The sequence below is a fragment of the Phreatobacter oligotrophus genome, assembly GCF_003046185.1.
GTDB lineage: Bacteria > Pseudomonadota > Alphaproteobacteria > Rhizobiales > Phreatobacteraceae > Phreatobacter > Phreatobacter oligotrophus.
This window is the reverse complement of the sequence record NZ_PZZL01000002.1, coordinates 262,206-288,132: the sequence shown is the minus strand read 5'-3', so window position 1 is coordinate 288,132 and position 25,927 is coordinate 262,206. Positions and strand designations below refer to the sequence as shown.

27 protein-coding genes and 1 other RNA gene are annotated in these 25,927 nt (G+C 69.8%); 15 read left to right on the top strand and 13 right to left on the bottom strand.

All coding sequences use genetic code 11. From position 1 onward, the window contains the following. The first annotated feature begins 118 nt into the window (after nt 1-118). Nucleotides 119-2,293: a primosomal protein N' gene (locus C8P69_RS05340; protein ID WP_108174830.1), complete on the top strand. Its 2,175-nt coding sequence runs from the start codon at nt 119-121 to the stop codon at nt 2,291-2,293. Nucleotides 2,294-2,484: 191 nt separating this feature from the next. Here C8P69_RS05340 and ygfZ read toward each other — a convergent pair whose 3' ends face one another. Next, a complete protein-coding gene (gene ygfZ / locus C8P69_RS05335) occupies nt 2,485-3,345 on the bottom strand; it encodes a CAF17-like 4Fe-4S cluster assembly/insertion protein YgfZ (RefSeq protein WP_108174829.1) in 861 nt (286 codons plus the stop codon). Between the two features lie 123 nt (nt 3,346-3,468). On the opposite strand from ygfZ, the gene C8P69_RS05330 reads away from it, so the two are divergent. Both C8P69_RS05330 and C8P69_RS05325 read left to right on the top strand, forming a co-directional pair. Continuing rightward, nucleotides 3,469-4,797 carry a dihydroorotase gene (locus tag C8P69_RS05330; protein WP_108174828.1) on the top strand — a complete coding sequence of 443 codons (1,329 nt, stop codon included), beginning with the start codon at nt 3,469-3,471 and terminating at the stop codon, nt 4,795-4,797. Beyond that, nucleotides 4,794-5,396: a class I SAM-dependent methyltransferase gene (locus tag C8P69_RS05325; protein WP_108174827.1), complete on the top strand. Its 603-nt coding sequence runs from the start codon at nt 4,794-4,796 to the stop codon at nt 5,394-5,396. Before C8P69_RS05330 ends, C8P69_RS05325 begins: the two co-directional genes overlap by 4 nt. 4 nt (nt 5,397-5,400) lie before the next feature. On the opposite strand, the gene C8P69_RS05320 is transcribed toward C8P69_RS05325, so the two are convergent. The 6 genes from C8P69_RS05320 to C8P69_RS05295 all read right to left on the bottom strand — a co-directional run bounded on the left by C8P69_RS05320 (nt 5,401) and on the right by C8P69_RS05295 (nt 8,999). After that, nucleotides 5,401-6,165, bottom strand: coding sequence for a DUF2336 domain-containing protein (locus tag C8P69_RS05320; RefSeq protein WP_108174826.1), 765 nt, complete (start codon nt 6,163-6,165; stop codon nt 5,401-5,403). Between the two features lie 134 nt (nt 6,166-6,299). Beyond that, nucleotides 6,300-7,118, bottom strand: a complete 819-nt coding sequence (locus C8P69_RS05315) for a hypothetical protein (protein ID WP_146167289.1) — start codon at nt 7,116-7,118, stop codon at nt 6,300-6,302. Between the two features lie 42 nt (nt 7,119-7,160). Continuing rightward, a complete protein-coding gene (locus C8P69_RS05310) occupies nt 7,161-7,421 on the bottom strand; it encodes a hypothetical protein (RefSeq protein ID WP_108175537.1) in 261 nt (86 codons plus the stop codon). Between the two features lie 141 nt (nt 7,422-7,562). Then, on the bottom strand, nt 7,563-7,976 hold the full coding sequence (locus C8P69_RS05305; RefSeq protein WP_108174824.1) for a TIGR02301 family protein: 414 nt from the start codon (nt 7,974-7,976) through the stop codon (nt 7,563-7,565). Nucleotides 7,977-8,043: 67 nt separating this feature from the next. Further along, a complete protein-coding gene (locus C8P69_RS05300; RefSeq protein ID WP_245901876.1) occupies nt 8,044-8,505 on the bottom strand; it encodes an NUDIX hydrolase in 462 nt (153 codons plus the stop codon). Beyond that, entirely contained in the window at nt 8,502-8,999 is a 498-nt protein-coding gene (locus tag C8P69_RS05295; protein WP_108174823.1) for a hypothetical protein, read from the bottom strand. Before C8P69_RS05295 ends, C8P69_RS05300 begins: the two co-directional genes overlap by 4 nt. A 114-nt stretch (nt 9,000-9,113) precedes the next feature. Here C8P69_RS05295 and C8P69_RS05290 point away from each other — a divergent pair, with 114 nt between their 5' ends. The 3 genes from C8P69_RS05290 (at nt 9,114) to C8P69_RS24415 (ending at nt 11,814) form a co-directional block, all read left to right on the top strand. Beyond that, entirely contained in the window at nt 9,114-9,860 is a 747-nt protein-coding gene (locus C8P69_RS05290) for an SOS response-associated peptidase (RefSeq protein WP_108174822.1), read from the top strand. Between the two features lie 182 nt (nt 9,861-10,042). After that, nucleotides 10,043-10,330 (top strand): hypothetical protein, encoded by a 288-nt coding sequence (locus C8P69_RS05285; protein WP_146167288.1) that lies wholly within the window; start codon nt 10,043-10,045, stop codon nt 10,328-10,330. After that, entirely contained in the window at nt 10,327-11,814 is a 1,488-nt protein-coding gene (locus C8P69_RS24415) for a methyl-accepting chemotaxis protein (RefSeq protein ID WP_108174820.1), read from the top strand. Before C8P69_RS05285 ends, C8P69_RS24415 begins: the two co-directional genes overlap by 4 nt. Before the next feature lie 45 nt (nt 11,815-11,859). Here C8P69_RS24415 and C8P69_RS05275 read toward each other — a convergent pair whose 3' ends face one another. Beyond that, entirely contained in the window at nt 11,860-13,305 is a 1,446-nt protein-coding gene (locus C8P69_RS05275) for an FAD-binding oxidoreductase (protein WP_108174819.1), read from the bottom strand. A 170-nt stretch (nt 13,306-13,475) separates the two neighbouring features. Between C8P69_RS05275 and ssrS the strand changes: the two genes are divergently transcribed. The 3 genes from ssrS (at nt 13,476) to C8P69_RS05255 (ending at nt 15,482) form a co-directional block, all read left to right on the top strand. After that, nucleotides 13,476-13,632, top strand: a non-coding RNA gene (ssrS, locus tag C8P69_RS05270) — 6S RNA. 480 nt (nt 13,633-14,112) lie between these two features. Next, entirely contained in the window at nt 14,113-14,682 is a 570-nt protein-coding gene (locus C8P69_RS05260; RefSeq protein ID WP_108174817.1) for a 5-formyltetrahydrofolate cyclo-ligase, read from the top strand. Next, the gene (locus C8P69_RS05255) at nt 14,682-15,482 is read left to right on the top strand and encodes a TIGR00282 family metallophosphoesterase (RefSeq protein ID WP_108174816.1); all 801 of its coding nucleotides are present in this window, start codon (nt 14,682-14,684) and stop codon (nt 15,480-15,482) included. Before C8P69_RS05260 ends, C8P69_RS05255 begins: the two co-directional genes overlap by 1 nt. Before the next feature lie 4 nt (nt 15,483-15,486). Here the strand turns inward: C8P69_RS05255 and C8P69_RS05250 are convergent, their stop codons facing one another. Beyond that, entirely contained in the window at nt 15,487-15,774 is a 288-nt protein-coding gene (locus C8P69_RS05250) for a hypothetical protein (RefSeq protein WP_108174815.1), read from the bottom strand. A 3-nt stretch (nt 15,775-15,777) separates the two neighbouring features. Then, on the bottom strand, nt 15,778-16,806 hold the full coding sequence (locus C8P69_RS05245) for a 1-aminocyclopropane-1-carboxylate deaminase (RefSeq protein ID WP_211353804.1): 1,029 nt from the start codon (nt 16,804-16,806) through the stop codon (nt 15,778-15,780). Nucleotides 16,807-16,951: 145 nt separating this feature from the next. On the opposite strand from C8P69_RS05245, the gene C8P69_RS05240 reads away from it, so the two are divergent. The 5 genes from C8P69_RS05240 (at nt 16,952) to ribB (ending at nt 20,746) form a co-directional block, all read left to right on the top strand. Then, the gene (locus tag C8P69_RS05240; protein ID WP_108174814.1) at nt 16,952-17,470 is read left to right on the top strand and encodes an Lrp/AsnC family transcriptional regulator; all 519 of its coding nucleotides are present in this window, start codon (nt 16,952-16,954) and stop codon (nt 17,468-17,470) included. Nucleotides 17,471-17,519: 49 nt separating this feature from the next. Further along, nucleotides 17,520-17,792: a hypothetical protein gene (locus C8P69_RS05235; protein ID WP_146167287.1), complete on the top strand. Its 273-nt coding sequence runs from the start codon at nt 17,520-17,522 to the stop codon at nt 17,790-17,792. Nucleotides 17,793-17,795: 3 nt separating this feature from the next. After that, nucleotides 17,796-18,212 carry a PIN domain-containing protein gene (locus C8P69_RS05230; protein ID WP_108174812.1) on the top strand — a complete coding sequence of 139 codons (417 nt, stop codon included), beginning with the start codon at nt 17,796-17,798 and terminating at the stop codon, nt 18,210-18,212. Nucleotides 18,213-18,243: 31 nt separating this feature from the next. Further along, nucleotides 18,244-19,329, top strand: a complete 1,086-nt coding sequence (gene aroC / locus C8P69_RS05225) for a chorismate synthase (protein WP_108174811.1) — start codon at nt 18,244-18,246, stop codon at nt 19,327-19,329. Between the two features lie 91 nt (nt 19,330-19,420). Beyond that, on the top strand, nt 19,421-20,746 hold the full coding sequence (ribB, locus tag C8P69_RS05220) for a 3,4-dihydroxy-2-butanone-4-phosphate synthase (RefSeq protein WP_108174810.1): 1,326 nt from the start codon (nt 19,421-19,423) through the stop codon (nt 20,744-20,746). Between the two features lie 244 nt (nt 20,747-20,990). On the opposite strand, the gene C8P69_RS05215 is transcribed toward ribB, so the two are convergent. Together C8P69_RS05215 and C8P69_RS05210 are read right to left on the bottom strand one after the other, a co-directional pair. After that, entirely contained in the window at nt 20,991-21,767 is a 777-nt protein-coding gene (locus tag C8P69_RS05215) for an enoyl-CoA hydratase-related protein (RefSeq protein WP_108174809.1), read from the bottom strand. 11 nt (nt 21,768-21,778) lie between these two features. After that, nucleotides 21,779-23,563, bottom strand: coding sequence for an acyl-CoA dehydrogenase family protein (locus tag C8P69_RS05210; RefSeq protein WP_108174808.1), 1,785 nt, complete (start codon nt 23,561-23,563; stop codon nt 21,779-21,781). Between the two features lie 151 nt (nt 23,564-23,714). On the opposite strand from C8P69_RS05210, the gene C8P69_RS05205 reads away from it, so the two are divergent. Continuing rightward, nucleotides 23,715-24,695: an L-threonylcarbamoyladenylate synthase gene (locus C8P69_RS05205; RefSeq protein WP_108174807.1), complete on the top strand. Its 981-nt coding sequence runs from the start codon at nt 23,715-23,717 to the stop codon at nt 24,693-24,695. Between the two features lie 15 nt (nt 24,696-24,710). Here the strand turns inward: C8P69_RS05205 and C8P69_RS05200 are convergent, their stop codons facing one another. After that, a complete protein-coding gene (locus C8P69_RS05200; protein ID WP_108175531.1) occupies nt 24,711-25,859 on the bottom strand; it encodes an AAA family ATPase in 1,149 nt (382 codons plus the stop codon). Nucleotides 25,860-25,927: the final 68 nt, after the last annotated feature.

The following is a 25,927-nucleotide window of genomic DNA, read 5'->3' as shown; positions in this document are numbered from 1 at the left end:
GCAATCCGTTGGGAAAACATTGGAAACATTCCAGGGTGAAACGCCGGTGTCCGTCGCCGGTGCTGGCCGGACATCGCCGCCCATTCCCTTCGCGGCCCGGCCGCGCTAGGCCATCCCCATGACCGCGCCGCTCTATGCCGACGTGCTGATTCCGGTCGCCGTCGACCGGCCCTACAGCTACCGTGTCCCGGCGGGGATGACGCTTGCGCCCGGCGACGTCGTCGCCGTGCCGCTCGGCAACCGCACCACGATCGGCGCGGTCTGGAGCCTGCGCGACGAGCCCGGCGGTGTCTCGCACAACCGGCTGAAGGACATTGCCGAGCGCTACGACGTGCCGCCCGTGCCGCATGCGGTGCGCCGGCTCTGCGACTGGCTGGCGGATTACACGCTGGCGCCGCGCGGCATGGTGCTGCGCATGGCGCTGCGCGATCCCGATGACCTCGCCCCGCCGAAGCCGCGGGTCGGCATCCGCGTCACGGGCGAGACCCCGGGCCGCATGACCCCTGCCCGGGGCCGCCTCCTCGCCCATTTCGCCGATGGCCTCGCCCGCGCCAAGGGCGAGGCGGCGCGCGAGGCCGGCGTCTCGGCCTCTGTCGTCGACGGCCTGGTCGACGAAGGCGTGCTGGAGGCGATCCTGCTGCCGCCTGAGGTGCTGGCGCGGCTGGAGCCGGACCATGCGGTCGCCGCCCTCAACGATGCCCAGCACGCCGCCGCGCTCGCCCTCTGCGATGCGGTGGCGGCCGAGCGGTTCTCGGTCCAGCTCCTCGATGGCGTCACCGGTTCGGGCAAGACCGAGGTCTATCTGGAAGGCGTCGCCGAGGCGCTGCGCCGCGGCCGTCAAGTTTTGATCCTCGTCCCCGAGATCGCGCTGACCACCCAGTTCCTCGACCGCTTCGCCGCCCGCTTCGGCCATCGTCCCGCCGCCTGGCACTCGGGCGTCGGCGTGACGAAGCGCGGCCGGGTCTGGGCGGGCGTTGCCTCCGGCGAGGTCCAGGCGGTGGTCGGCGCCCGCTCAGCGCTGTTCCTGCCCTTCCGCGACCTCGGCCTCGTCGTCGTCGATGAGGAACACGAGGGCGCCTACAAGCAGGACGATGGCGTCCACTACCACGCCCGCGACATGGCGGTGGTCCGCGCCCACCTCCAGTCCATCCCCGTCGTGCTCGCCTCGGCGACGCCCTCGGTCGAGAGCCGCGTCAATGCCGACCGCGGCCGCTACCGCCGCCTCGTCCTGCCCGAGCGCTTCGGCGGCCATGCCATGCCGAAGATCGCCACGGTGGACCTGCGCACCGCCGGCCCCGAGCGCGGGCGCTGGATCGCCCCGGCGCTGGAGCGCGAGATCCGCGCCACCCGCGAGGCCGGCGAACAGACGCTGCTCTTCCTCAACCGCCGCGGCTATGCGCCGCTCACCCTCTGCCGCACCTGCGGCGAGCGCATCCAGTGCCCGAACTGCTCGGCCTGGCTGGTGGACCACCGCTTCCGCCGCCGGCTCGTCTGCCACCATTGCGGCTACAACACCGCCCCGCCGGAGCAATGCCCGAAATGCCAGGCGGTCGACAGCTTCGTCGCCTGCGGTCCGGGCGTCGAACGCCTTGCCGAGGAATGCGCGACGCTCTTCCCCGAGGCGCGCCTTCTGGTGCTGTCCTCCGACATGGCTGGCGGCGTCGAGCGCATTCGGCAGGAGATCGAGGCGGTGGCGCGCGGAGAGGCCGACATCGTCATCGGCACGCAGCTCGTCGCCAAGGGCCACAACTTCCCGAACCTCGCCCTGGTCGGGGTCATCGATGCCGATATCGGCCTCTCCAATGCCGATCCGCGGGCTGGCGAGCGCACCTTCCAGCTGCTCCAGCAGGTGGTCGGCCGCGCCGGCCGCGCCAAGGACGGCTCGCGGGCGCTGATCCAGACCCACCAGCCGCAGCACCCGATCATCCAGGCCATCGTCAAGGGCGACCGCGAGGGCTTCTACGAGGCGGAGATCGCCATGCGGGAGGCTGCGGAACTGCCGCCCTTCGGCCGGCTCGCCGCCCTGGTCATCTCCGCCGAGGCGCTGGGGGATGCGCAGGCCTATGCAAGGATGCTGGTGCGCGCCGTGCCGCCGACGCCGGAGGTGCGGGTGCTGGGGCCGGCGGAAGCGCCGCTGGCGCTGGTGCGTGGCCGCCACCGGGTCCGCCTGCTGGCGCGCTCGCCACGGGCCTTCGACCTCTCGGGCTGGATGCGCGGCTGGCTCTCCTCGGTCGAGGCGCCGCGGGGCAATGTCCGGCTGGAGATCGACGTCGACCCGCAGAGTTTCCTGTGAGGCAGGACGGCCCCACCAGTGAGCATGGAAAAGAATGCCCCACCCTGACCCTCCCCTCTGGCGAGGGGAGGGGACCATGACGTCGCGCTACTGACGGCACCGGCTGGGCCAGGCCCCACCGTGTCGGAACAGCCTCGGCACCGTGGTCTCCCTCCCCTCGCCAGAGGGGAGGGTGCGGGTGGGGCCTTTGATCAGGCCTCCGCCTCGCCCGGCCATGCAAACCTGGCCCAGTCCGGCTTCACCGGCACCAGCGGAATGCCACCGGCGGTGATCGGCTCGCCGGCCTCCGCCGCTTCCGCCACGCGGTCGAGCCGGAGCTTGGCGAGGCCGCGGCCGTGGACAGAGGAGCCCATGACGCCGACCTGCTTCTCGCCCGCCATCACGTCCAGCCCCTCCATGGGCGGGAAATCGGCGAAGGTCACCGGAACGACCCGGGTGCGGGCCGTGCCGCGATGCTGCATCCGGCTCACCACCTCCTGGCCGACATAGCAGCCCTTGGCGAAGTCGACGCCGGCGAGCTGGTCCATGTCGGCTTCATGCGGAAAGGCATCGCCATAGACGAAGTCGCGGCCGCCGGCCGGAATGCCGAGGCTGATGCGATGCGCCTCATAGTCGCCGGTCGCGGCAGGCGGCTCCGCTGGCTTCGGCCCGATGACGCGCCAGCCGAGCGCCGGATGGCGCGGATCACGCACCGCGAGACCTTCGGCCGCAGGCGGCGCCGCGTCACCCCAAAAGGCGGTGACCGCGAGCGGTCCCGACAGGTCCTCGACCACGACTTTCGCCCGCAGCCGGTAGAAGCCGAGCTTCTTGGCGAGTTCGGCCGCCAGCACGGCCGGCGTGTCCAGGAGGAAGCCGCCGCCCTCGTCGGCAGGGACGCCGATGCAGAGGAAATCCACGACGATCTTGCCTTGCGGCGTCAGCAGCGCCCCATAGCGGGCCTCGCCCGCGCGGAGCGTCTCGACATTGCAGGTGACCAGCCCCTGCAGGAAGCGCGCGGCATCGTCGCCGCTGACACGGACGACACCTCGATCAGACAGGAACGCGCTCGGCATCGATGGTCCTCGCTGGCCGGTCATGGGCATGCGGCATTCGCTTGCTTGGCAGGGCTCAGGTTCTTCGACATAAGCGTGGCGGCGCCGGCGGCAAGGTCCGGCGCGCAGAACGGGAGCCGCGCCATGCCGAATTTCGACGTCATCTACAGGAACGGCACGGTGGTCAACCAGGACGGCGCGGCGCTGCGCGACGTCGGTGTCACGGCTGGCAAGGTGGCGGCCATCGGCGACCTGTCGCAGTCCTCGGCCGGCGAGGTGGTGGATTGCACCGGCCTGCACATCCTGCCCGGTGTCATCGACAGCCAGGTCCATTTCCGCGAGCCGGGTCCGACCCACAAGGAGGACCTCGAAAGCGGCTCGCGCGCCGCCGTCATGGGCGGCGTCACCGCTGTCTTCGAGATGCCGAATACCGATCCGCTGACGATCTCCGAGGCGGCCCTCGCCGACAAGGTGAAGCGCGCCACGGCGCGGATGCATTGCGACTTCGCCTTCTGGGTCGGCGGCACCCACGACAATGCCAAGGACGTGGGTGAACTGGAGCGCCTGCCGGGCGCAGCCGGCATCAAGGTGTTCATGGGCTCCTCCACCGGCTCCCTGCTGGTCGAGGACGACGAGGGCGTCTCCTCGATCCTGAAGAACACCCGCCGCCGCGCGGCTTTCCACTCCGAGGACGAGTATCGCCTGCGGGATCGCAAGGGCGAGCGCATCGAGGGCGACCCGCGTTCCCACCCCGTGTGGCGCGACGTGACCGCGGCGCTGATGTGCACGGAGCGGCTCGTCACCATCGCCCGCCGGCACAACGCCAAGATCCACGTGCTGCACATCTCCACCGCCGAGGAGATCGACTATCTCGAGCGGCACAAGGACGTCGCGACCTGCGAGGCGACGCCGCATCACCTGACCCTCGTCGCCCCCGACTGCTACGAGCGGCTCGGCACCCTCGCCCAGATGAACCCGCCGGTGCGTGACGAGCATGCCCGCCGCGGCATCTGGCGCGGCATCGTCGACGGTGTGGTCGATGTGCTCGGCTCGGACCATGCGCCGCACACGCTGGAGGAGAAGGCCAAGACCTATCCCGCCTCGCCCTCCGGCATGACCGGCGTGCAGACGCTGGTGCCGACCATGCTCGACCATGTGAATGCCGGAAAGCTGACGCTGGAGCGCTTCGTCGACCTCACCAGCCACGGCCCGTCCCGCATCTTCGCCATCGCCGGCAAGGGCCGCATCGCCGCCGGCTATGACGCCGACTTCACCATCGTCGACATGAAGCGCAAGGTGACCATCACCAACGACTGGATCGCCTCGAAGAGCCGCTGGACGCCCTATGACGGCAAGACCGTGCAGGGCTGGCCCATCGGCACGATCATCCGCGGCCGCCGGGTGATGTGGGAGGGCGAGCTGGTGACCCCCTCGGGCGGCGAGGCCGTGCGCTTCCAGGACCGCGCTCCGTGACCACCGCCTCGACGGCGGGCTATGGCCGCGAGGCGGATCACCTCGCGGTCCAGTACGAGAGCATCACCTTCGAGCAGGTCCACGCCCCCGTCCTGCACCTGCTCCCCGAGGCGCCGGGCCATGCGCTGGACATCGGCGCCGGAACCGGCCGCGATGCCGCGGCGCTCGCCGCGCGCGGCTTTTCGGTCGTCGCGGTCGAGCCCACTGCGGAGCTGCGTGCCCACGGCGCGCGGATCCATGCGGGACGGCCGATCACCTGGCTCGATGACGGCCTGCCGGATCTCGCCGTGCTGGCCGGACGGGCCGAGCGCTTCGACCTGATCCTCCTCACCGCCGTCTGGATGCATCTCGACGCCGCCGAACGCGAGCAGGCCATGGCGCGGCTCGCCGATCTCGCACAGCCGGGCGCCCGCATCGTCATGACGCTCCGCCACGGGCCCATCCCTGAGGGCCGGCGCATGTTCGAGGTGTCGGCGGCGGAGACGGTGGCGCTCGCGTCACGTTGCGGATTGGGCAGCCTGTTCGAGGCCAGCCGCCCCGACATGTTCGGGCGGCCGGGCGTCACCTGGTCCGTGCTGGTCCTCTCGCCCTCGGCGTGATGCGTCAGACGAAGCGCACGCCGATGTCGCGGCCATCCTGCCAGACGGGCTCGCAGGGACGCTGAACGGCCGCACTGGCGAAGCTGAGGACGAGGCGGCCGGTCGGCCGGGCCATGGCCGCCAGCGTCAGTCGCGCGCCGGTCTTGGAAATATCGATCAGCCGGCAGCGCACCGGCTTCTCGCCGTCCTCGCGATGGAGTTCGGCGGGATATTCCACCGCCTTGCGCGGGGCCTTCCGCAACTCTTCCAGCCGCGCCTTCTGCCGCTTTTCAAGGTCATGCCGGGCCTGCGGCGACAGCGCGACGCCGGGGTTGCGGGCGAGCGTGCGGATGACGGTGCGGTTGCCCCGCTCGACCAGGCTTTCGGCCACGGCGGGAGTAATGCTCCGCCGACGGCTGATGGCGAGCAGATGGGAGTGACCCTTGCTGTCGATGATCTTCAGCAGGGTCTCGTCCGAGAGCTGGGGCGATTTCATCAGCACCGGTGAGGCCACCTCGGCCCAGTCGTCGCCGGCAAGCTGCTCGATCACCAGGCGCGGCGCCTTGGGATCGCCGGCGATCCGCTCGGCGATGGCGATGCGCCCCTCCGGCGTGATGTCGACGATGAGCCGCGCGATGACCTCGTCCACCGTCACCGCCTGCTCGGCCGTGTAGCTGTCGGCGTTCTCGGCGAAGGTGTCGATAAGGCGGTTCACCTTGTCGGTGAGGCCTTCGCGCGCGCGATGGGCGACGATGTCGTCGATGACGTGACGGGCCGATGTATCGGGCATGTCGGCATTCCCGCGAGGCCGCTGCGTGCGACCGGACCCCACCGACCTACCTCCCGGGCCCTTAACGCCATCATAAGCGGGACCGCCGCCGGGACGTCACGTGACCCTAGGTCATCCGCAGGGTTAACGCTCCGTCATTCTCCCGCGAGGAAGAAGTGGACCGTGCCATCCGGCCCGATGCCGAGCCGCCAGAACACCCAGGATCCCAGCGTGCGCATGTCCCGCACGTCCTGCGCCGTCATCAGCCGGTAGAGATCGACCGACTGGCGCGGCGAGAGGTCCGCCAGCGGCACATGGGCGAGATAGGGCCAGACATACATCTCCTGCGGCGTGCCCTTGTTGATGAGGGCGGGCGGCAGGTCGAGGATGTTGAGCAGGATGGCGAGGATCTCGCGGCCCTCGCCGTCGCCTGATGCCTTCTTCCAGAAGGCCACGGGGTCGCGCTCGCCGCCCCGGGTGAAGACGGGCAGCGTCTCGTTCATCTGGAAGACGACGCCGAGCCGGCCGATATCGCCGGAGCGCGCCGCGAGCATCAGCCGCTCGCGCATCGATCCGACGCGCTCCCTCAGGTCCTCATTGTCGGGAAGCACCTCGACCGAGGCCGGCCGCGGCGGGGCCGGGCGGCGGGCATTGGGCGTCGGCACGGGAGCGCTGGCCGCCGGCGGGGCCGGCACTGGCGTCGCTGCCGGAGGAGGGGAGATCGGTGCCGAGGGAGCCTGCGTTGCCGCGGGGGGCGGCGGCGGGGCGGGCTGTGCCTGTGCGGCGATGGTGGATGAGGCCGGCGGGTCGCCCGGACCGGGCGTCACGTCACGGATGGTGGCGCGCAGCGGCGTCGCCGGGACGGCCGGCTCGACGATTCGCGGCGCCTCGCGCGGCATGATCCGGATAACCGCGACGCCGAGCACCACGGTCGTCACAAGTCCCGTGAGAAGAGCCAGCCTGCGAGGGTCCACGTTGCGTCCCGGAGCCTCTGCCGTTGGGGGAGCGAGACCAGCTCAGTGCGAGGAGCGGTCCACGGTGAACTCACCGGCGCGCACCCGTTCGGCGAGACGGTCGGCGAAGGTTGCCGTCGCCTCCTCGCCATAGGTCGCGACCATTTCCACGAAGGAGGCGAAGATCGCCGCCTGCGCGATGCAATCGATGTCGAGCCCGTCGAGCCGGGCCTCCGCGAAGGCCTCGGAGACGTAGCCCATGGCGGCGTGGCGCTGGTCCTCGGCTTCGGCCGAGCGGGCGGGCGTCGCGGGAGAAATGTACATCATCACGTCCACTGGCGGGCCCGTTGATCGGGCCTGTCTCGTCCACGGACCGTAGCATGGCGGCGCCCGGGCGGCATCCGTTTCTGACCAGAAGGTTAACGTGCGTGAAGAATCTGGCGGTGTCTCCTGTGTACAACGCCGTCAGTTGCCGTAGCGGCTCGTGAGGTCCGCGACGATGCGCCGGGCTTCGGTGACGTAACGGCGCGTCGCCACCCGCGCTGCGGGGGTGCAGGTGCGGTGCGTCTGCTCGAATCCGCCATAGCCGCGGTTGAAGGCCTGGACGAGCCTTTCACGCCGCTCGCCGCCCGCCGCCTCGGCATCCAGCAGCGCCTGCATCTCGCGCCGCCAGGCGCCTTCCTCCGGCCCCTGGCAGAGCGTGCGCAGGTAGTGCAGCGCGCCGATGATCTCGGATAGGCGGAGGAGTTGCGGCTCGTAGGGCGCCTGCAGCGCGGCAGGCGGCATGGCCGCCTCGGGCGCCGGCGCGCGGGCCGGCTGAGCCGCCAGCGGCGCGCTGGCGAGGACCGCGATGGCGAGGGTGGCGAGAAGCCGGGTCATGCGGGAGATATGCGGCAGGCCGGGCCGCGCCGCAACGAAAAGCTCCGCCGGTGGTTGACGGTGGCGCTCAGCGCGCCGCGAGGGCGATCGCCGCCTCGAGCGTCGCGATGAGCCCGTCCGTCGTCGGCAGGGCGCGGGCCCCGGCGAGGGTCACCCAGCGCACGTCCGTCGCCTCGTCCGAGCGCAGGCCCTCGCCGCTTTCCCAATGGGCGGCATAGGTGAGGACGACGAAGTGGCGCTCGATGCGGCCATCAGCGTCCCGGGCGATGATGTCGCGCGCCCCGCACAGGCCGATCGGGCTGGCCAGCACGCCGACCTCCTCCATGAGCTCGCGGGCGGCGGCCTCGGCCAGCGTCTCGCCGACCTCGACGAGCCCGCCCGGCAGACTGTAGAGCCCCGCGCCGGGCGCCCGCGCCCGCTGCGCCACGAGGACATTGCCGTTGCGCACCACGGCGGTTGAGACCGCGAGGATGGGGCGGGCGGGATAGGCGCGATCGGCCGCCATGGCCGAGCCGGCGGCGGTGCTCACCGGGTCATCAGCGCGTCGACCGCGTCCTGGGTCGAGGATTCGTCGGCGCCGGCAATGCCGTTCATGACACCGGCAGCGCGGGTCACGAGATGCTTGAGAAGGTGGGCGGCTTCCTCGGCAACCGCGCCGCCGAGCGGCGTGCCGCCATGCAGCCGGAGCTGCGCCAACGCATCCAGCATGATGGTGTCCATCTCGGCCACCAGCACGAGGAAACGGCGCTTCGGGCCGGGCGGCGCCGCCGCGAAGGCGGCCAGCACCAGGTCCTTGTCGCGATAGCTGGAGCGCACGAAATGCTCCTCGTAGGTCGCCGGCTCCCAGGTGAGCACGTCCTCGAGGCAATCGGGCATGGAGGGCACCAGCTCGAGCAGCATGATGACCTCGTTGAAATGGTTCAGGTAGTCGGTGGCCAGCCACGTATCCGGATGGATATTGGCGGCGCGCAGCCGTTCCGGCGTCAACGCGCTATCGGCCTCCTGGCGAACGACGTCGAGCATAGACAGTGAAAACCCCCGATCCTAGATGTCTATGAGCCATGGGTGCGGTGAAGGAAGGCTTAAAGCCCTTCCGTCGCGGCAGAACCGCAAGGCGGGACGGATCGCGAGGACCTCATGTGCGGGCGCTACGCCATCAAGACGATCCCGGAAGTGATGCAGCAGGCCTTCGGTTACGATGACCGGCCGAACTTCCCGCCGCGCTACAACATCGCCCCGACCCAGCCCGTGCCCGTCGTCACGATCGACCATGGCAAGCGGCGGTTCGTGCTGATGCGCTGGGGCTTCATCCCCGGCTGGGTGAAGGACCCCAAGGACTTTCCCCTCGTCATCAACGTGCGCACCGAGACGGCGCGCGAGAAGCCGTCCTTCCGCAACGCCTTCGCCCGCCGCCGCGCGCTCATGCCGGCCGACGCCTTCTACGAGTGGCATACACAGGGGCGCAGCAAGACGCCCTACATGGCGCGCCGGCCGGATGGCGGGCTCTTCGCCTTTCCGGCGCTGTGGGAGACCTGGACTTCGCCGGATGGCTCGGAGGTCGACACCGTCGCCATGATGACCGCGCCGGCCGTGCCGCCGCTCGCGGCGATCCACCATCGCACCCCGGTGATCCTCGACCCCGCCAACTGGGATGCCTGGCTCGATCCGGCGACAACTCCCGATGAGGCGGCCGCTCTGCTGGAGCCGCCCGTGCAGACCGAGCTGGAGCTCGTCGCCGTCTCGACCGCGGTCAACAAGGTCGCCAATGACGGCCCGGAGATCCAGGCGCCCGTCTCGGCCCCTCTGTCGGTGGCGCGGCCTGAGCCCGCCCGGCGCGCCAGCGCGGCCGCCGAGCCACCGCGGCAGGGACGGCTCTTCGACTGAGGTTGCCGGTAAATGAACACCTTCAATTGATGGTTAAGTTTTCTGCAACCTGTTCCGGTGAAATATGGTTGTCGCGGCCGCCCCCATCCGCGTCGTGATCCTCTTCGCCGGTCCCTGGTACCATGCAGCCTCCCCGACGGTCCTCCGCTCGGACTGCCCTCGTTTTGCCGCTGGCTGCAGCCGTGAGCCTCGTCACGCCGCTGGTCTTCGCCGCGGCTCCGCGTGACGGGCGCGCGGTCGCCGTCATCGCCTGGTCGGGCGACAACGGCGGCGCCGCCGCCATCGCCGCGCGCGCGGACGGAACGCTGCACAGCGCCTCCTCGGGAAACCGCGTCGTGATCGCCAGCGCCGGGACCCCCGGTTTCGTCGCCCGTCTCTATGCCGCCGGCGCGGGCCTCGTCGTCGACGCGGCCCTGGCGACGGCCTGCCTGTCTCCACTCATGTCTCTCACCGTGGTGCGAACCCCATGACCTTCAGCACGACTGCAACGACCGTCGAGGCGTCGCCGACCCTCGACAAGCTCCGCGTGACCGTCGCGCGTGTCATGCAAGGCGTGATCGTCAGCCTCTCGGCCGTGACGCTCGCTGTCCTGGTGGCGCGCGGCGGCGCCCTGATGCTCGGCGCGCTGTCCGTCGTCGTGGTGTCGGCCGCCGGCCTGCTCGCCATCGGCGGGGGGCGCACGGACGCCGCGGCCCGCATCGCCTCCTCCCTGTCGGGCGGTGCGCTGGTCGCGCTGCTGACCTTCGCCATGGAAGGGTCCGTCTACCAGATCGACATGCACATGGCCTTCTTCGCCGGCCTCGCCATCGTGGCGCTGTGGTGCTGCTGGCACTCGGTCGCCGCCTATACGGCGCTCGTGGCCGTGCATCATCTCGGCCTCAACTTCATCTACCCCATGGCGGTCTTCCCGCAGGGCGGCGATCTCGTCCGCGTGGTGATCCACGCCGTGATCCTCGTCGCCCAGGCCGTGGCGCTCGCCTGGCTCTGCAATCGCCTCGCGAATGCCTTCGTCGTCTCCGACGGCGCCGTGCAGGAGGCCAAGGAGGCGGCGAGCCGGCTTGAGGCCGCGACCGCCGAGGATCGCTCCCGCGCCGCCGACAAGGCCCGCCACCAGGCCGATCTCGAAAAGGCCATCGCCGGCTTCAAGGCCGAGATCGCCGGTGTCATCGCCAAGGTCCGCGGCGGCATGGCGGAGCTCGGCACGGCCGCCGCCACCGTCCGCGGCGCCGCCGCCGGCACGGCCGACACGGTCCAGGCCGCCACCAGCTCGGCCCGCGCCGCCGTCACCAATATCAGCGCGGTGGCCGGCGCCAGCGACCAGCTGTCCTCGTCGGTCGGCGAACTCGCCCATAAGGTCAGCGAGACCGCCGGCGTCGTGCGGGAACTCGCCGGCGAGGCCCACGCGGCCAACGGCAACATCGCTGAGCTCTCCGGCGCCGCCGAGAAGATCGGCGCCGTGGTGGCGCTGATCCAGTCCATCGCCGAGCAGACCAATCTCCTCGCCCTCAACGCCACGATCGAGGCGGCCCGGGCCGGCGATGCCGGCAAAGGCTTCGCCGTCGTCGCCTCCGAGGTGAAGTCGCTGGCCGTCCAGACCTCCAAGGCAACGGAAGAGATCGCCCAGCAGATCGGCTCCGTGCAGAACCTGACCGTCGGCGCGGTCGGCGCCATCCGCGCCATCACCGAGCGGATGGAGCTGATCGACCGCAACGCCTCGGCGCTGGCCGCGGGGATCGAGGAGCAGGCGAGCGCGGTTGAGGAGATCAACCGCAGCATCGCCGAGGCCAATGCGCTGACGCTGCGCATCGAGCAGGCCATCGGCGATATCGCCGGAAAGGCCGAGGTCTCGGCCTCCTCGTCGCGGGCCATGGACGACACGGCGCGGGCGGTCGAGGCCTCCGCCGGCAATGTCAGCACCGCGGTTGAGGGCTTCCTCGGCAAGGTCGCTGCCTGAGGTGGCGACAGCTCCCGCCGCGGCCTTCGGGCCGCGGTGGTCCGGTCAGAGCACCTTGCCGGGATTGAGGATGTTCTTCGGGTCGAGGACCGCCTTGACCTGCCGCATGATGTCCATGGCGACGGGGTCCTTCACCCCCGGCAGCAGGTCGCGCTTCATCCGGCCGATGCCGTGCTCGGCGGAGATCGAGCCGCCATGCTTCGCCACGATGTCATGGACGATGGTCTGCACCCGGTCCCAGTGGTCGAGGAAGGCGGCCTTGTCCATGCCGACGGGCTGGCTGACGTTGAAGTGGATGTTGCCGTCGCCAAGATGGCCGAAGGGCACGGGGCGGCAATCCGGCATGTAGGCGAGGCATGCCGCGACCGCCTCGGCGATGAAGGCCGGGACCGCGGCGACGGGCACGGAGACGTCGTGCTTGATCGAGCCGCCCTCCATCTTCTGCACCTCGCTCATCCCCTCGCGCAGGCGCCAGAAGCCGTTGCGCTGGTCGATGGAATCGGCGAGCGCCGCGTCGGTGACGATGCCCTCCTCGAAGCCGGCGGCGAGGATCTCCTCCAGCGTCTCGCGCATGCCGGAGGCCGAGGCGCTGGAAAGCTCCATCAGGCAGTACCAGGGCGAGGGCTCGGCCAGCGGATCGCGCGCACCGGCGAGGTGCTTCAGCACGAAGTCGAACAGGTTGCGCGGCATCAGCTCGAAGCCGGTGACGGAGGGGCCGGCGCGCTCCTGCGCGGCGTTCAGGAGGGCAAGGCCCGCCTCCGCCGATGGGACCGCCACCCAGGCCGCCTCGATGGAGCGAGGGGCCGGATAGAGCTTCAGCACGGCCGCGGTGATGATGCCGAGCGTGCCCTCCGCCCCCATGAACAGGTGCTTCAGGTCGTAGCCCGTATTGTCCTTCTTGAGGGTCCTGAGGCCGTGCCAGATGCGGCCGTCCGCCAGCACCACCTCGAGCCCGAGCACGAGGTCGCGCGCCATGCCATAGGCGATGGCCTGCGTGCCGCCGGCATTGGTCGAGAGATTGCCGCCGATGGTGCAGGAGCCCTTGGAGCCGATGTTGAGCGGGAAGAGCCGGCCGACCTCGGTTGCCGCGTCCTGCGCCTGCTGCAGGGTCACGCCGGCATCGACCGTCATGGTATTGCCGGCCGGATCGACGGCGCGCACCGCCGTCATGCGGTTCAGCGAGATGACGATCTCGGCGCCGGTCTCATGCGGCACGTGCCCGCCGACAAGGCCGGTGGCGCCGCCCTGCGGCACGACCGGCGTGCCGGTCTCGTGGGCGAGCGCCATGACCGCCGCGACCTCTTCCGTGTTCGCCGGGCGCACCACCAGCGAGGTGCGGCCGATATAGAGGCCGCGGTCGTCGCGCAGGTAGGGCGCCTGGTCGTTCGCGTCGGTGATGGCGTAGCGGTCGCCGACGATCGCCTTGAAGCGCTGGATCAGCGGCTCCGGCATCGGCGGGGCGAGGGCGGCGACGGGCTTCGGCAGCGGCATGGCTGGCTTCCTGCGACGGCGTGTCTTCGGGCGAGGCTTCTTGCGCCGCGCGGGCGGGAAGCGTCAACGGGGCGGGAGGGATGGGAGCGGTGAAAATCGCGCGAGCGAAAAAGGCGGGAGTGGACGGGGAGGGGTCTTCCGCCGGCTGATGATCCGACCTATCTCTGACCTCGGAGCTGCGACGTACGTCAGGACACACATATCCCCGGGGCCTTATCGATCTTGAGGGAGCTGTCCCTGCCCTTGTCCGTGGACTTGGGCAACACGGCGCCCACCTACTTAGGTAGGTTCCCGGGATCGATCGTCCAACGGCAGAGTGGCTCCACTGAATTCGCGGGCGGCGTGGCGATGGCGACAAGGCCGCCGGCTGCCGTGCGGCTGAAGGCTCGATAGCCCACGCCCCCCGTTCCTGGCTCCCGAACCTCCCCCCGTCATGCCCGGCCTTGTGACGGGCATCCACGACTTCTCTTCATGGCGCGGTGTTCAAGGCGTGGATGCCCGGGATAAACCCGGGCATGACGGGGAGGGCGGAGCCCGATCCCGCCGCCTTACTTCTCCAGCTCGGCTTTTCATGCCCCACCCGCACCCTCCCCGCGCTGCGCGCAGGGAGGCAGACTTCGACCTCCCGGTCATACTGGGGCGGTTGGGCCTGGCCCCACCCTCGCCGGCAGTGAAGCGACGCCGTGGTCCCCCTCCCTGCGCGCAGCGCGGGGAGGGTGCGGGTGGGGCCATTGCATCCATGGTCCTCAATGCTCGACCGACGCGAGGCCCGGTGACACCCCGGCTGCGCTCCGCTACTCCTCCCCCATGACCGCTCCCACCAAGGCTGACCTGCGCGCGGCCGCCCTCGCGCGGCGCGATGCCCTCGACCCCGCCGCCCGCATCGAGGCCGCCCTCGTCCTCGCCGAGACCTTCCCGCTCGACCTGATCCCGGTCGCCGGCCGGGTCGTGTCGGGCTTCCTGCCCATCCAGTCGGAGATCGATGTCCGCCCGCTGATGGACCGGCTGCGCCTCGCCGGCGCGCGCCTCGCGCTGCCAGCCTTCCCGGACCGCAAAGGCCCGATGATCTTCCGGGAACTCGTCCGTGGCGCAGAGCTCGTCCCCATGGGCTTCGGCACCTACGGCCCTGGCCCCGAAGCCGCGGAGGTCTTCCCCGAGGTGCTGATCACCCCCCTTGCCGCCTTCGACGCGCGCGGCAACCGGATCGGCTACGGCAAGGGCCATTACGACCGCGCGCTCGCCGCCCTCGACGAGAAGGGCCGGCGCATAGCCGTCGGCGTCGCCTTCGCCTGTCAGGAGGTTGACGCGGTGCCCCACGAGCCCCATGACCGGGGTCTCGACTTCCTCCTCACCGAGACCGGTTTCAGGACCTTCTGATGCGCCTTCTTTTCCTCGGCGACGTCGTCGGCAAGGCCGGCCGCACCGCCGTCACCGAACGCCTGCCCGGTCTCGTCAGCGACCTCAAGCTCGACTGCGTCGTCATCAATGGCGAGAACGCCGCCCATGGCTTCGGCATCACCGAGGCCATCTACGAGGAGCTCTGCGAGGCGGGCGCCGACTGCATCACCCTCGGCAACCATTCCTGGGACCAGCGCGAGGCGCTCGTCTTCATCGACCGCGCGCCGCGCCTCGTCCGCCCGGTGAACTATCCCGCCGGCACGCCCGGCCGGGGCGCCCAGCTCGTCACCGCCAAGAACGGCGCGCAGGTCCTCGTCGTCAATGTCATGGGCCGCGTCTTCATGGACGCCATGGACGACCCCTTCGCCGCCGTCGAGCGCGAGGTCGAGGCCGCCCCGCTCGGCCGCGTCGCCGATGCCATCGTCGTTGACATTCATGCCGAGGCGACCAGCGAGAAGCAGGTCATGGGGCACATTCTTGACGGGCGCGTCTCGCTCGTCGTCGGCACCCACACCCATGTGCCGACTGCCGACCACCGGGTGCTGCCCGGCGGTACCGCCTTCCAGACCGATGTCGGCATGTGCGGCGACTATGACGGCGTCATCGGCATGGACAAGGCCGAGCCGATGCGCCGGATGCGCGAGAAGACGCCCGGCGGCAAGTTCGAGCCGGCCGGTGGTCCCGCCACCCTCTCCGGCGTCATCGTCGATCTCGGCGCCAACGGCCTTGCGACCGCCGTGACGCCGCTGCGCGTCGGCGGCGTCCTCGCGCCGACCTGAGTCCTCAGGGAAAGAGCAGGCCGAGCCCCGCCGTCTCGCGCGCCGCGGAATCGAGGCTCCGCGCCACGAGGCCGTCGGCGACGAGGTCGGCAAGCCCGTCGCGGAAGGCGTCCCGGCGGGCCGCGGAGGAGAAGGCGACGATGGTCACCTGCACGCCCGTCTGCCCGTCCAGGCCGATGGCGAGGATCCGCCCCGCCCCCGACAGCGTCACCGTGTCGAGGCGACGCTGAAGACGGGCGGAGAGGCTCACCGCCTCGCGCGGCACCTCGAGGAGAAGCGCCGGCGCTGCCATCGTTCAGCCGTTGCGGAAGAGGTAGCTGTAGCCGTTGATCGCCGGCACGCCGCCGAGATGGGCGTAGAGCACCTTCGATCCCCTGGGGAAGAAGCCCTTCTTCACCAGGTCGATCATGCCCTGCATCGATTTGCCCTCGTAGACGGGATCGGTGAGCATGCCCTCAAGGCGTGCCGAGAGGCGGATGGCCTCCACCGTCTCCTCCGAGGCAAGGCCATATTCCGGATAGGCATAATCCTCGTTGAGGACGATATCGGCGTCGGTGATGGCGCGGCCGAGGCCGACGAGGTCGGCGGTGCGCTCGGCGATGCGCTTGATCTGCGCCCGCGTCTCCTTCGGCGTCGCCGAGGCGTCGATGCCGATGACGCGGTCGGCGCGGCCGTCGGCGGCAAAGCCCACCACCATGCCGGCCTGGGTGGACCCGGTCACCGAGCAGACGACGATGTAGTCGAAGGTGAAGCCGAGCTCGGCCTCCTGCGCCCGCACCTCCTCGGCGAAGCCGACAAAGCCGAGGCCGCCGAGCTTGTGGTCCGAGGCGCCGGCGGGAATGGCGTAGGGCTTGCCACCCTTGGCCTTCACCTCCTCCAGCGCATTCTCCCAGCTCTGCTTGAACTCGATGCCGAAGCCCTCGTCCACCAGCTCGACATGGGCGCCGAGGATGCGGCTCATCAGGATGTTGCCGACGCGGTCATAGACGGCATCGTTCCAGTTGACCCAGCTCTCCTGCACGAGGCGGCACTTCATGCCGAGCTTGGCGGCGACCGCCGCCACCTGCCGGGTGTGGTTCGACTGCACGCCGCCGATGGTGACGAGCGTGTCGCAGTTCTGCTGGATCGCCTCGGGAATGAGATATTCGAGCTTGCGCAGCTTGTTGCCGCCGAAGGCGAGGCCGCTGTTGCAGTCCTCGCGCTTCGCCCAGAGCTCCACGCCGCCGCCGAGATGGGCGGAGAGCCGGTCGAGCTTCTCCACCGGCGAGGGGCCGAAGGTCAGCTTGTGGCGGGGGAAGCGGTCGAGTGTCAGGGCAGTGGCCATCAGGCGTCTCCGGAAGGGGCGGAGGCGCCACCGGCAGCGCTCCGATGGGCCATGATGGTGGGCCATCCGGAGAGGTCCGTGGTTGCGAACTTGCACAAGAATTGCATCGTCGCTTGCGTGAAATCGCAACGGAAGCGCAATCGAGATGAAGAAGCCGCAGCCCCCGCGCAATCTGAAATCGCCTGCGCCGCCGCCTCCCGAGCCGCTCGACCGCATCGACCGCAAGATCCTCAACCGGCTGCAGCGCGACGCCGCCATTCCGAACCAGGATCTCGCCGATGCGGTGGGCCTGTCGCCCGCGCCGACATCGCGGCGCGTCAAGCGCCTGAAGGAGGAGGGCTACATCGCCCGCGAGGTCGCCCTCGTCGATCCGGCGCGCGTCGGCTCGACCCTCATCGCCTTCGTCTCGGTCGAGCTCGACCGCCAGCGCGAGGACGTGCTGCGCGCCTTCGAGCGGCACATCTCGACCCAGCCGGAGGTGCAGCAGTGCTATTTCGTCACCGGCGAGACCGACTACATGCTCATCGTCGTCTGCCGCGACATGGACCATTACAACCAGTTCGTCCGGCAGGTCCTCGCCCAGGAGCACAACATCAAGCGCTTCCGCTCCAGCTTCAATCTCCAGCGCATCAAGTTCGACACTGGGATCTATCTGGAGGAGTGAGTGAGAGGGCCGCTTTAGGCTGTCCGCCGTCCTGTGCTATTTTACGGGGATGAAGACCGTGACGGTATCCATTGATGAGGAGACCTACCGGCGCGCCGAAGCCAAGGCCGCCGCACGGAACACGTCGGTCGAGGACCTCATCACCGAGCTTCTCAATGGCCTGCGCGAGACGCCGGAGCGCGACTGGACCAAGCCCGCGCCGCCCGAAGAGTTCGAGCGCCTGAAGCGCCTCGGAGAGGAAGTGCGAGCCCAGATCGTGGGGTTCTCAGCCTCCGATCGGCTTCCGCGCGACGAGCTTTATGATCGCAGCCGCTGGCGATGAAGCATGCGCTTCATCGACACGAACGTTCTGCTCTATGCCATCAGCACCGATCCTGACGAACAGGCGAAGCGGGCCATAGCCGTCGCGATCCTCGAGCGCCCGGATATCGGCTTTTCGATCCAGGTCTTCCAGGAATTCTACCATCAGGCGACAAGACCCGGTCGGTTAGGGGCTCTGTCGCACCGGATGGCCGTGGGCGTGGTGACGAGTAGCATGCGGTTTCCCGTCCAACCCATGACGCTCGACGTCCTGTTCGACGCGTTCCGTATCCGCTCACTGACAGGCTTCTCCTACTGGGACAGCGCCATCCTGGCGGCGGCCCGGGCGCTCGGCTGCGACGAGGTTCTGACGGAGGACCTCGCGCATGGGCGCACGATCGAGGGCGTCGCGATCGTCAATCCATTCCGATCCGCAGCTTGACCCATCCGGGCCTTGCCCCTAACCAGCGGCCATGTCGCACAACACCTTCGGCCACCTGTTCCGCGTCACCACCTTCGGCGAGAGCCACGGCGTGGCGCTCGGCTGCGTCGTCGACGGCTGCCCGCCGCGCATCCCGCTCACCGCCGAGGACATCCAGGCCGATCTCGACCGCCGCCGTCCCGGCACCTCGCGCTTCACCACCCAGCGCCGCGAGCCCGACGAGGTGAAGATCCTCTCCGGCGTGATGGTGGACGACGACGGCGTGCAGGTGACCACCGGCACGCCAATCGCGCTAGTGATCGAGAACACCGACCAGCGCTCGAAGGACTATTCCGACATCAAGGACAAGTTCCGCCCCGGTCATGCCGACTTCACCTACGAGGCGAAATACGGCATCCGCGACTATCGGGGCGGCGGCCGCTCCTCCGCGCGCGAGACGGCGGCCCGCGTCGCCGCCGGGGCCATTGCCCGCAAGATCGTCCCCGGCCTCACCGTGCGCGGCGCTCTGGTGCAGATGGGCCCGCACGCCATCGACCGCGACAAGTGGGACTGGGATGAGGTCGGCGCCAATCCGTTCTTCTGTCCCGACGCCGACAAGGCCGCTTTCTACGAGACCTATCTGGACAGCATCCGCAAGGCCGGGTCCTCCATTGGCGCGGTGATCGAGATCGTCGCCGAGGGCGTGCCGCCGGGGCTCGGCGCGCCGATCTACGGCAAGCTCGACGCCGAGATCGCCAGTGCCCTGATGGGCATCAACGCGGTGAAGGGTGTCGAGATCGGCTCGGGCTTCGCCTCTGCCGCGCTGACCGGCGAGGAGAATGCCGACGAGATCCGCATGGGCAATGACGGGGCGCCATTGTTCCTGTCGAACCATGCCGGCGGCATTCTCGGCGGCATCTCGACCGGCCAGGCCGTGGTGGCCCGTTTCGCGGTGAAGCCGACCTCGTCGATCCTCACCCCGCGGCTGACCATCGACAAGAAGGGCGGCGAAACCGACATCCTCACCAAGGGCCGCCACGACCCCTGCGTCGGCATTCGCGCCGTGCCGGTTGGCGAGGCGATGGTCGCCTGCGTCATCGCCGACCACTATCTGAGGCATCGCGGCCAGAACGGGTAAGGCCCTTCGGCCTTCAGTGTTGCTGAAATGCAGGGCTGTATCGGCGGATTTTCAGTTTGACTGAAAATCCCTCTGCACCCATTTTCCCCCCATGAAGCTCGACACCTGGCTCGCGCGCGCCGGCATGACCCGGATGGCCTTCGCCCGCCGCCTCGGCGTCTCGCCCGCGACCGTCACGGCCCTGTGCAATGGCGATGCTCCCTGGATGTCCCGGGAGACGGCGGCGCGCATCGCCGAGATCACCGCCGGTGCCGTTACGCCCAATGACTTTATCGGCCTCCCGGGGCCGCGCGATGAGGAGAGAACCATGCTCGAAGCCGCCGAACGCGTGAAGGCCGCCCTCGAGGCCTTTGCCAAGGGGCAGATCGTCGTGGTGACCGACGACGACGACCGCGAGAACGAGGGCGACCTCATCGTGGCCGCCTCGCTCTGCACGCCGGAGCAGATGGCCTTCATCGTCCGCCACACCTCCGGCATCGTCTGCACGCCCCTGACCCTCCAGGAGGCGCAGCGCCTGCGCCTCGACCCGATGGTCTCGTCCAACGACAGCCCCCACGGCACGGCCTTCACCGTCTCGGTTGATTACCGCCATGGCACCACCACCGGCATTTCCGCCGATGACCGCACCGCGACCGTCCGGGCGCTGGCCAATCCCAATGTCGGCGCCGCCGATTTCGTCCGCCCGGGCCACATCTTCCCGCTCATCGCCAAGGAAGGCGGCGTGCTCATGCGCTCCGGCCACACCGAGGCCGCAGTGGACCTCTGCAAGCTCGCGGGGCTCCCACCCATCGGCGTCATCTGCGAGCTCGTGAATGACGACGGCACGGTCACGCGCGGGCCGCAGGTCACCGCCTTTGCCGAGAAGCATGGCCTTGTCATGGTCTCGGTCGCCGACCTCATCAAGTATCGCCAGGCCCGCGACCGCCTGGTCGAGCGCGCCGGCGAGTTCACCGTCGAGACGCCCTACGGCCCGGCCCGCGGCATCGCCTACCGCACCCCCTATGACCGGGTGGAGCACCTCGCTGTCGTCTTCGGCGACATCGACGAGGCCGGCGCGACGCTGGTGCGCCTGCATCGCGAGACGGTGCTGCGCGACGTCTTCGGCAAGAACCGCTCGCCCGACCGGGCCATGAAGAAGCTGGCGGAGAAGGGCGGCGTCCTCGTCTATCTGCGCGATGGCACGGCCGGCGTGCCGGCCCAGTCGCTGGCCGCCACCGCCCCCGGCGCCGACATTCACGAGACCCACGGCTCGGCGCGGATGCGGGATGACCAGTGGCGCGAGATCGGCCTCGGAGCGCAGATCCTGCGGGATCTCGGGGCGAACCGCATCCGCCTGCTCGCCTCCAAGACCCGCCACTATGTCGGTCTCGGCGGCTTCGGCATCGAGATCGTCTCGACCGAGATGCTGGAAGGGTAGGGCGAGCTATCCGCCCGCGGGTCTTTCCTCAAGACAGAGGTTGGGGCTGATTTGCCCCTCACCCTTCCCTCTCCCCGCAAGCGGGGAGAGGGGTCTTCGACGTCCCGCCTCACGCAATTCTGCTTGTGCAGGGCAACCCGGCTGTCGAACGGAACGCAACGCGGGGGCCCCCTCTCCGCGCTTGCGGGGAGAGGGAAGGGTGAGGGGCCCTCGGCGTCACCGTTTCGATCGGTTGGCGACAGACCTACTTCCGCGTCATGAAGGCCATGAAGGCCTGCTTGGCCTCGTCGCCCTTGAGCAGTTCGGCGAAGAGCGCGCCTTCCTCGTCCATGCGGGCGCGGATCTCAGCGGCGTCCTTGCGCAGCAGCCGGCGCGAATGGGCGAGCGCGATGGGGGGCTTCGAGGCGAGCTTGGTCGCCGCGGCCAGCGCCTTCGCCTCCAGCTCCGCCGGCGGCAGCACGGCATTGACGAGGCCGATGCTCTCCGCCTCAGCCGCCCCGAAGGGCTCGGCCATCAGGATGTATTCCGTCGCCTTCTTGATCCCTGCAAGGCGCGGGAAGATCAGCGACGAGGCCGCCTCGGGCACCAGGCCGAGATCGACGAAGGGCATGCGGAACAGCGCATTAGGGCTCGCATAGGCGAGGTCCATGTGCAGCACCATGGTGGTACCGATGCCGATGCCGAGGCCGTCGACGGCCGCGATCATCGGCACCTCGACGGTCGCCAGCGCCTTGATGAAATCGCCGGCCGGCGAGCGGGTCTCGCCGCCCGCCGATCGCTGCACGAAATCGGCAATGTCGTTGCCGGAGGTGAAGACGCCCGGCACGCCGGCGAAGACGACGGCGCGGGTGCCCTCCGCCGCGGCGTTCTCGATGACACCGCGCATGGCGTCATACATCGCGCCGGTGAGGGCGTTCTTCTTGTCCGGGCGGTTCATCCGGACGAGCACCACGCCGTGCGGGTGACGCTCCAGGGTCACATGGCCGCCGGCGAGGGCGGTGGTGGCAGTCGCTGCGTCCATCGCGGGGCTCCTCAGCTGGCGAGCGGGATGTCGAGATCGACCACCGCGTGGCCGCCGGTGACGACGGTTTCGGCGAGGCCGGTGGCGGCGGTGGCGATATTCTCGGCGAAGAAGCGGGCAAGGCCCGTGGCTTCGGCGCGGGCGAGGTCCGAGACGCCATTGGCGCGCATCTTCAGCGCCTTCTGGGCCAGCGCCGTGCCGCCGAGCGCCAGGCCGAAGAGGCGGGTATAGGGAGTCGCGCCCGCCTGCGCGTCGGCCGGGTCATTGGCCAGCGCTCCGAGCAGGTGCTTCGTCGCGGTCTCGAGCGCGTCCACCGTCTCGCGCAGCCGCGCGGCGGTCAGGCCGAACTCGACGGCGTTGGACTTGGCGACATCGGCGACGATGCCGCGCATCCGGGCGATCTCGGCGGCGACCAGCGCGCCGCCCTCGATGCCGATCTTGCGGGTGACGAGGTCGATGGCCTGGATGCCGTTGGTGCCCTCGTAGATCGCGTAGATGCGGGCGTCGCGCATGTGCTGGGCCGCGCCCGTCTCCTCGACAAAGCCCATGCCGCCATGGACCTGCACGCCGAGCGAGGCGACCTCGTTGCCGATGTCGGTGGAATAGGCCTTGGCGATGGGGGTGAGGAGCGAGGCCCGGGCATGGCCGGCCTTGCGCTCCTCCGGGGTGCGGCCGAGATGGGCGCGGTCGATCTCGGCGGCGAGCATGTAGCAGATGGCCCGCGAGGCCAGAGTCGAGGCCCGCATGGTCGCGAGCATGCGCTTCACGTCGGGATGCTCGATGATCGGGCTCATGCCCTCGGCCTCCCAGCCCGGCGCCTTGCCCTGGCGGCGCTCGGCGGCGAAGGCCAGCGCCTTCTGCGTGGCGCGCTCGGCAATGGAGACGCCCTGCAGCGCCACGGCGAGGCGGGCATTGTTCATCATGGTGAACATGGCCATGAGGCCGCGGTTCTCCTCGCCGACGAGCCAGCCGATGGCGCCGCCCTCGTCGCCATAGACCATGGTGCAGGTGGGCGAGGCGTGGACGCCGAGCTTGTGCTCGATGGAGGCGCAGCGGACATCGTTGCGGGCGCCCAGCGAGCCGTCGTCGTTGACGAGGAACTTCGGCACGAGGAAGAGCGAGATGCCCTTGGTACCGGGAGGCGCATCGGGCAGGCGGGCGAGGACCAGATGGACAATGTTCTCCGTCAGGTCGTGCTCGCCATAGGTGATGAAGATCTTCTGGCCGGTGATGCGATAGGTGCCATCGCCCGCGCGCTCGGCGCGGCTGCGCAGGGCCGAAAGGTCGGAGCCGGCCTGCGGCTCCGTCAGGTTCATCGTGCCGGTCCACTCGCCGGTGATCATCTTCGGCAGGTACTTGGCCTTCAGCTCCGGCGCAGCATGGGCCTGCAGCGCCTCGATGGCGCCCTGGGTGAGCAGCGGCCCGAGGCCGAAGGCGCCGGATGCGGCGTTCCACATCTCGAGGCAGGCGGAGTTGATGACGCAGGGCAGGCCCTGGCCACCCAGGGCTTCCTCGGCCATCAGCCCGTTCCATCCGGCGGCGGTCCAGTCGGAATAGACCTCCTTCCAGCCATGCGGCATGGTCACTTGGCCGTCGTGGAAATGGGCGCCCTCGCGGTCGCCGACACGGTTCAGTGGCGCGATGCGCTCACCAGCAAACTTGCCGGCCTCCTCGAGGATGGCGGTGATGTCGTCGAGGCCGAGGTCGCCATATAGACCATCGGCGAGCGCTTGTTCGAGACCGGCGGCATGCTTGAGGGTGGCGATCATGTCGGCGACGGGCGCGCGATAAGGCATGGCTTTCCTCCAATGTCTTGTTTCTAGGACCGGTGCATTCTCACGACAAGGACGCCGGACGGATGAGCATCCTGCCTTGACGGTGTGATGAACGAACTGTCTGCCGCGTCCGGCCTGTGTTTTCGGGTTGGAGCGTGCTAAGCGCCGCCGCATGGACGACAAGCTGAAGGATCCCAGCGCCACGAAGCGCCTGCGAACCGATGCCGCCGGCATCGCCGCCGCGGCCGATAGTCTGCGCGCAGGAGGTCTCGTCGCCTTCCCGACCGAGACTGTCTATGGCCTCGGCGCCGACGCCACCGATGGCCGGGCCGTTGCCGCCATCTACGCCGCCAAGGGCCGGCCCAGCTTCAACCCGCTCATCGCCCATGTGGCGACGGTGGAGGCGGCGCTGGCCTTGGGCGAGTTCGACGCCGACGCCGAGGCGCTGGCCCGCGCCTTCTGGCCGGGACCGCTGACCCTTGTCGTGCCCATGGCGGCCGGCGCCGGCATCTCGGACCTCGCCCGCGCCGGCCTCGACACGGTGGGCCTGCGCGTGCCCTCGCACCCGGTGGCGCAGGCCCTGCTGACGGCGGCAGGACGGCCCATCGCCGCGCCCTCGGCGAACCGCTCCGGCCATGTGAGCCCGACGACGGCCGACCATGTGCTCGACGATCTCGATGGCCGCATCGATGCGGTCGTCGATGGCGGGGCGACCGAGGTCGGCGTCGAATCCACCATCGTCGCCTGCCTCGGCGGAGCGCCGGTCCTGCTGCGGCCGGGCGGCGTGCCGCGCGAGGCGATCGAGAAGGTCATCGGCCGGCCGCTCACCGCCTCCACCGGCGAGGCCACCATCGCGCCCGGCATGCTTGCCTCGCACTATGCGCCGCAGGCGGGGCTGCGCCTCGACGTCATGGCGCCCGCGCCTGGCGAGGCCCTGCTGGCCTTCGGGCGCGACGTGCCAGTCGCCGACGGGCCCGTGCTCAATCTCTCGCCATCCGGTGATCTGGCGGAAGCCGCCGCAAATCTCTTCGGCCACCTGCGCACGCTGGACGCGGCGGCGGCCTGCGGCATCGCCGTCATGCCGATCCCCGGCGAGGGTCTGGGCGAGGCCATCCGCGACCGCCTCGCGAGGGCCGCGGCGCCGAGGTCGTAGCGCCCGTAGCCGCGCTCAGCGGCTTGGCCAGTCCCACAGCGGCGGATCGGCATCGGCGACCTGAGTTTCGCCGAAGTCCTTCTCGAGCGTCACCCGCACAGCGTCGGGGCCGAGGGCATCGACGAGGGCTTTGGCGTGGGACACGACAATGACCTGGGTCGTCTCCGACACCTTGCTGATCAGCCGGGCCAGCGGTGCGAGGAGCGTCGGGTGCAGGCTCGTCTCGGGCTCGTTCAGCACCATCAATTCCGGTGGCCGCGGGGACAGCAAGGCCGCCGCCAGCAACAGGTAGCGCAGGGTGCCATCCGAGAGCTCGGATGTCTTCAGAGGACGCAGCAGGCCGTGCTGGCGCAGTTCGACCTCGAAATAGCCGTCCTGGACCGCGACAGCGATCGTGCTTCCCGGGAAAGCATCCGCGATCGTGTTGTCGAGATCCCCGGAGCTTCCCACTTCGCGTATCGTCTGCAGGGCCGCGGCGAGGTCGGCTCCGTCGCTGGCGAGAACCGGGGTGTAGGTGCCGACCTGAGGGCGCCGACACGGCGCGTCGCGGTCGGTGCGAAAATGGTCATAGAAGCGCCACGACCGCATCCGCTCGCGCAGGGTCAGCAGTTCCAGGGCGTCGCGCGGGTCCGCGGCATGGGTCATCATGCTGTCGACCGGGGCCAGGGAGGTCCAGACGTCACGCCATCGGCCAGCCTCGTCGCGGATCCTGACGAGGGGGCCACGGCGTTCGGCGAACACCGAGTTGCGTGTCATCCGAGGCCCTGTCCAAAGGCTCTCCACCTTGATCTGCGGGTCATGCCCGAACAGCGTCTGCGAGGGCAGGGGGAGCCCCAGATCAATGGCATAGCCATAATCGTCACCCGAGAAGCCGAGCCTCAGGCTGATCGGGGCCTTGCGGCGAGTGCCCTGCACCGGATGGATGCCGGCCTTGACCTCGCGGGAGAACGCTTCCGGCCCTGCCCACAGCGTCGAGGATAGTCCGCCCTCGCCGGCGAGCGACTGGATCACCCGCCCCTGCGCGGTATCGGCCAGAAGTCGCAGGGCCCGATAGAGACTGGATTTTCCGGAGCCATTGGCTCCCGTCACCACTGTCAGTGGCCCGACTTCGAGGACGATGTCGCGCAGGGATCGGTATCCGGCGACGGCGAGGCGCGTGATCATGGGCATGCAACGGGGGTCAGCGGTGGTGCAGCTTAGCAACTCCGGCGTGCAGGTCGAGAGAGGGCGCT

Excerpts from the sequence above, each read along its gene's own strand:
- C8P69_RS05235 (WP_146167287.1), top strand. The coding sequence starts at position 17,520 with ATGAAGACCGTGACGGTATCCATTGATGAGGAGACCTACCGGCGCGCC.
- C8P69_RS05200 (WP_108175531.1), bottom strand. The coding sequence starts at position 25,859 with ATGATCACGCGCCTCGCCGTCGCCGGATACCGATCCCTGCGCGACATC.
- C8P69_RS05245 (WP_211353804.1), bottom strand. The coding sequence starts at position 16,806 with ATGGCCACTGCCCTGACACTCGACCGCTTCCCCCGCCACAAGCTGACC.
- ribB (WP_108174810.1), top strand. The coding sequence starts at position 19,421 with ATGAAGCTCGACACCTGGCTCGCGCGCGCCGGCATGACCCGGATGGCC.
- C8P69_RS05230 (WP_108174812.1), top strand. The coding sequence starts at position 17,796 with ATGCGCTTCATCGACACGAACGTTCTGCTCTATGCCATCAGCACCGAT.
- C8P69_RS05295 (WP_108174823.1), bottom strand. The coding sequence starts at position 8,999 with ATGCTCGACGTCGTTCGCCAGGAGGCCGATAGCGCGTTGACGCCGGAA.
- C8P69_RS05205 (WP_108174807.1), top strand. The coding sequence starts at position 23,715 with ATGGACGACAAGCTGAAGGATCCCAGCGCCACGAAGCGCCTGCGAACC.
- C8P69_RS05275 (WP_108174819.1), bottom strand. The coding sequence starts at position 13,305 with ATGCCGCTGCCGAAGCCCGTCGCCGCCCTCGCCCCGCCGATGCCGGAG.
- C8P69_RS05255 (WP_108174816.1), top strand. The coding sequence starts at position 14,682 with ATGCGCCTTCTTTTCCTCGGCGACGTCGTCGGCAAGGCCGGCCGCACC.
- aroC (WP_108174811.1), top strand. The coding sequence starts at position 18,244 with ATGTCGCACAACACCTTCGGCCACCTGTTCCGCGTCACCACCTTCGGC.
- C8P69_RS05290 (WP_108174822.1), top strand. The coding sequence starts at position 9,114 with ATGTGCGGGCGCTACGCCATCAAGACGATCCCGGAAGTGATGCAGCAG.
- C8P69_RS05320 (WP_108174826.1), bottom strand. The coding sequence starts at position 6,165 with ATGCCCGATACATCGGCCCGTCACGTCATCGACGACATCGTCGCCCAT.
- C8P69_RS05240 (WP_108174814.1), top strand. The coding sequence starts at position 16,952 with ATGAAGAAGCCGCAGCCCCCGCGCAATCTGAAATCGCCTGCGCCGCCG.
- C8P69_RS24415 (WP_108174820.1), top strand. The coding sequence starts at position 10,327 with ATGACCTTCAGCACGACTGCAACGACCGTCGAGGCGTCGCCGACCCTC.
- C8P69_RS05305 (WP_108174824.1), bottom strand. The coding sequence starts at position 7,976 with ATGACCCGGCTTCTCGCCACCCTCGCCATCGCGGTCCTCGCCAGCGCG.
- ygfZ (WP_108174829.1), bottom strand. The coding sequence starts at position 3,345 with ATGCCGAGCGCGTTCCTGTCTGATCGAGGTGTCGTCCGTGTCAGCGGC.
- C8P69_RS05210 (WP_108174808.1), bottom strand. The coding sequence starts at position 23,563 with ATGCCTTATCGCGCGCCCGTCGCCGACATGATCGCCACCCTCAAGCAT.
- C8P69_RS05260 (WP_108174817.1), top strand. The coding sequence starts at position 14,113 with ATGACCGCTCCCACCAAGGCTGACCTGCGCGCGGCCGCCCTCGCGCGG.
- C8P69_RS05330 (WP_108174828.1), top strand. The coding sequence starts at position 3,469 with ATGCCGAATTTCGACGTCATCTACAGGAACGGCACGGTGGTCAACCAG.
- C8P69_RS05215 (WP_108174809.1), bottom strand. The coding sequence starts at position 21,767 with ATGGACGCAGCGACTGCCACCACCGCCCTCGCCGGCGGCCATGTGACC.
- C8P69_RS05310 (WP_108175537.1), bottom strand. The coding sequence starts at position 7,421 with ATGTACATTTCTCCCGCGACGCCCGCCCGCTCGGCCGAAGCCGAGGAC.
- C8P69_RS05340 (WP_108174830.1), top strand. The coding sequence starts at position 119 with ATGACCGCGCCGCTCTATGCCGACGTGCTGATTCCGGTCGCCGTCGAC.
- C8P69_RS05250 (WP_108174815.1), bottom strand. The coding sequence starts at position 15,774 with ATGGCAGCGCCGGCGCTTCTCCTCGAGGTGCCGCGCGAGGCGGTGAGC.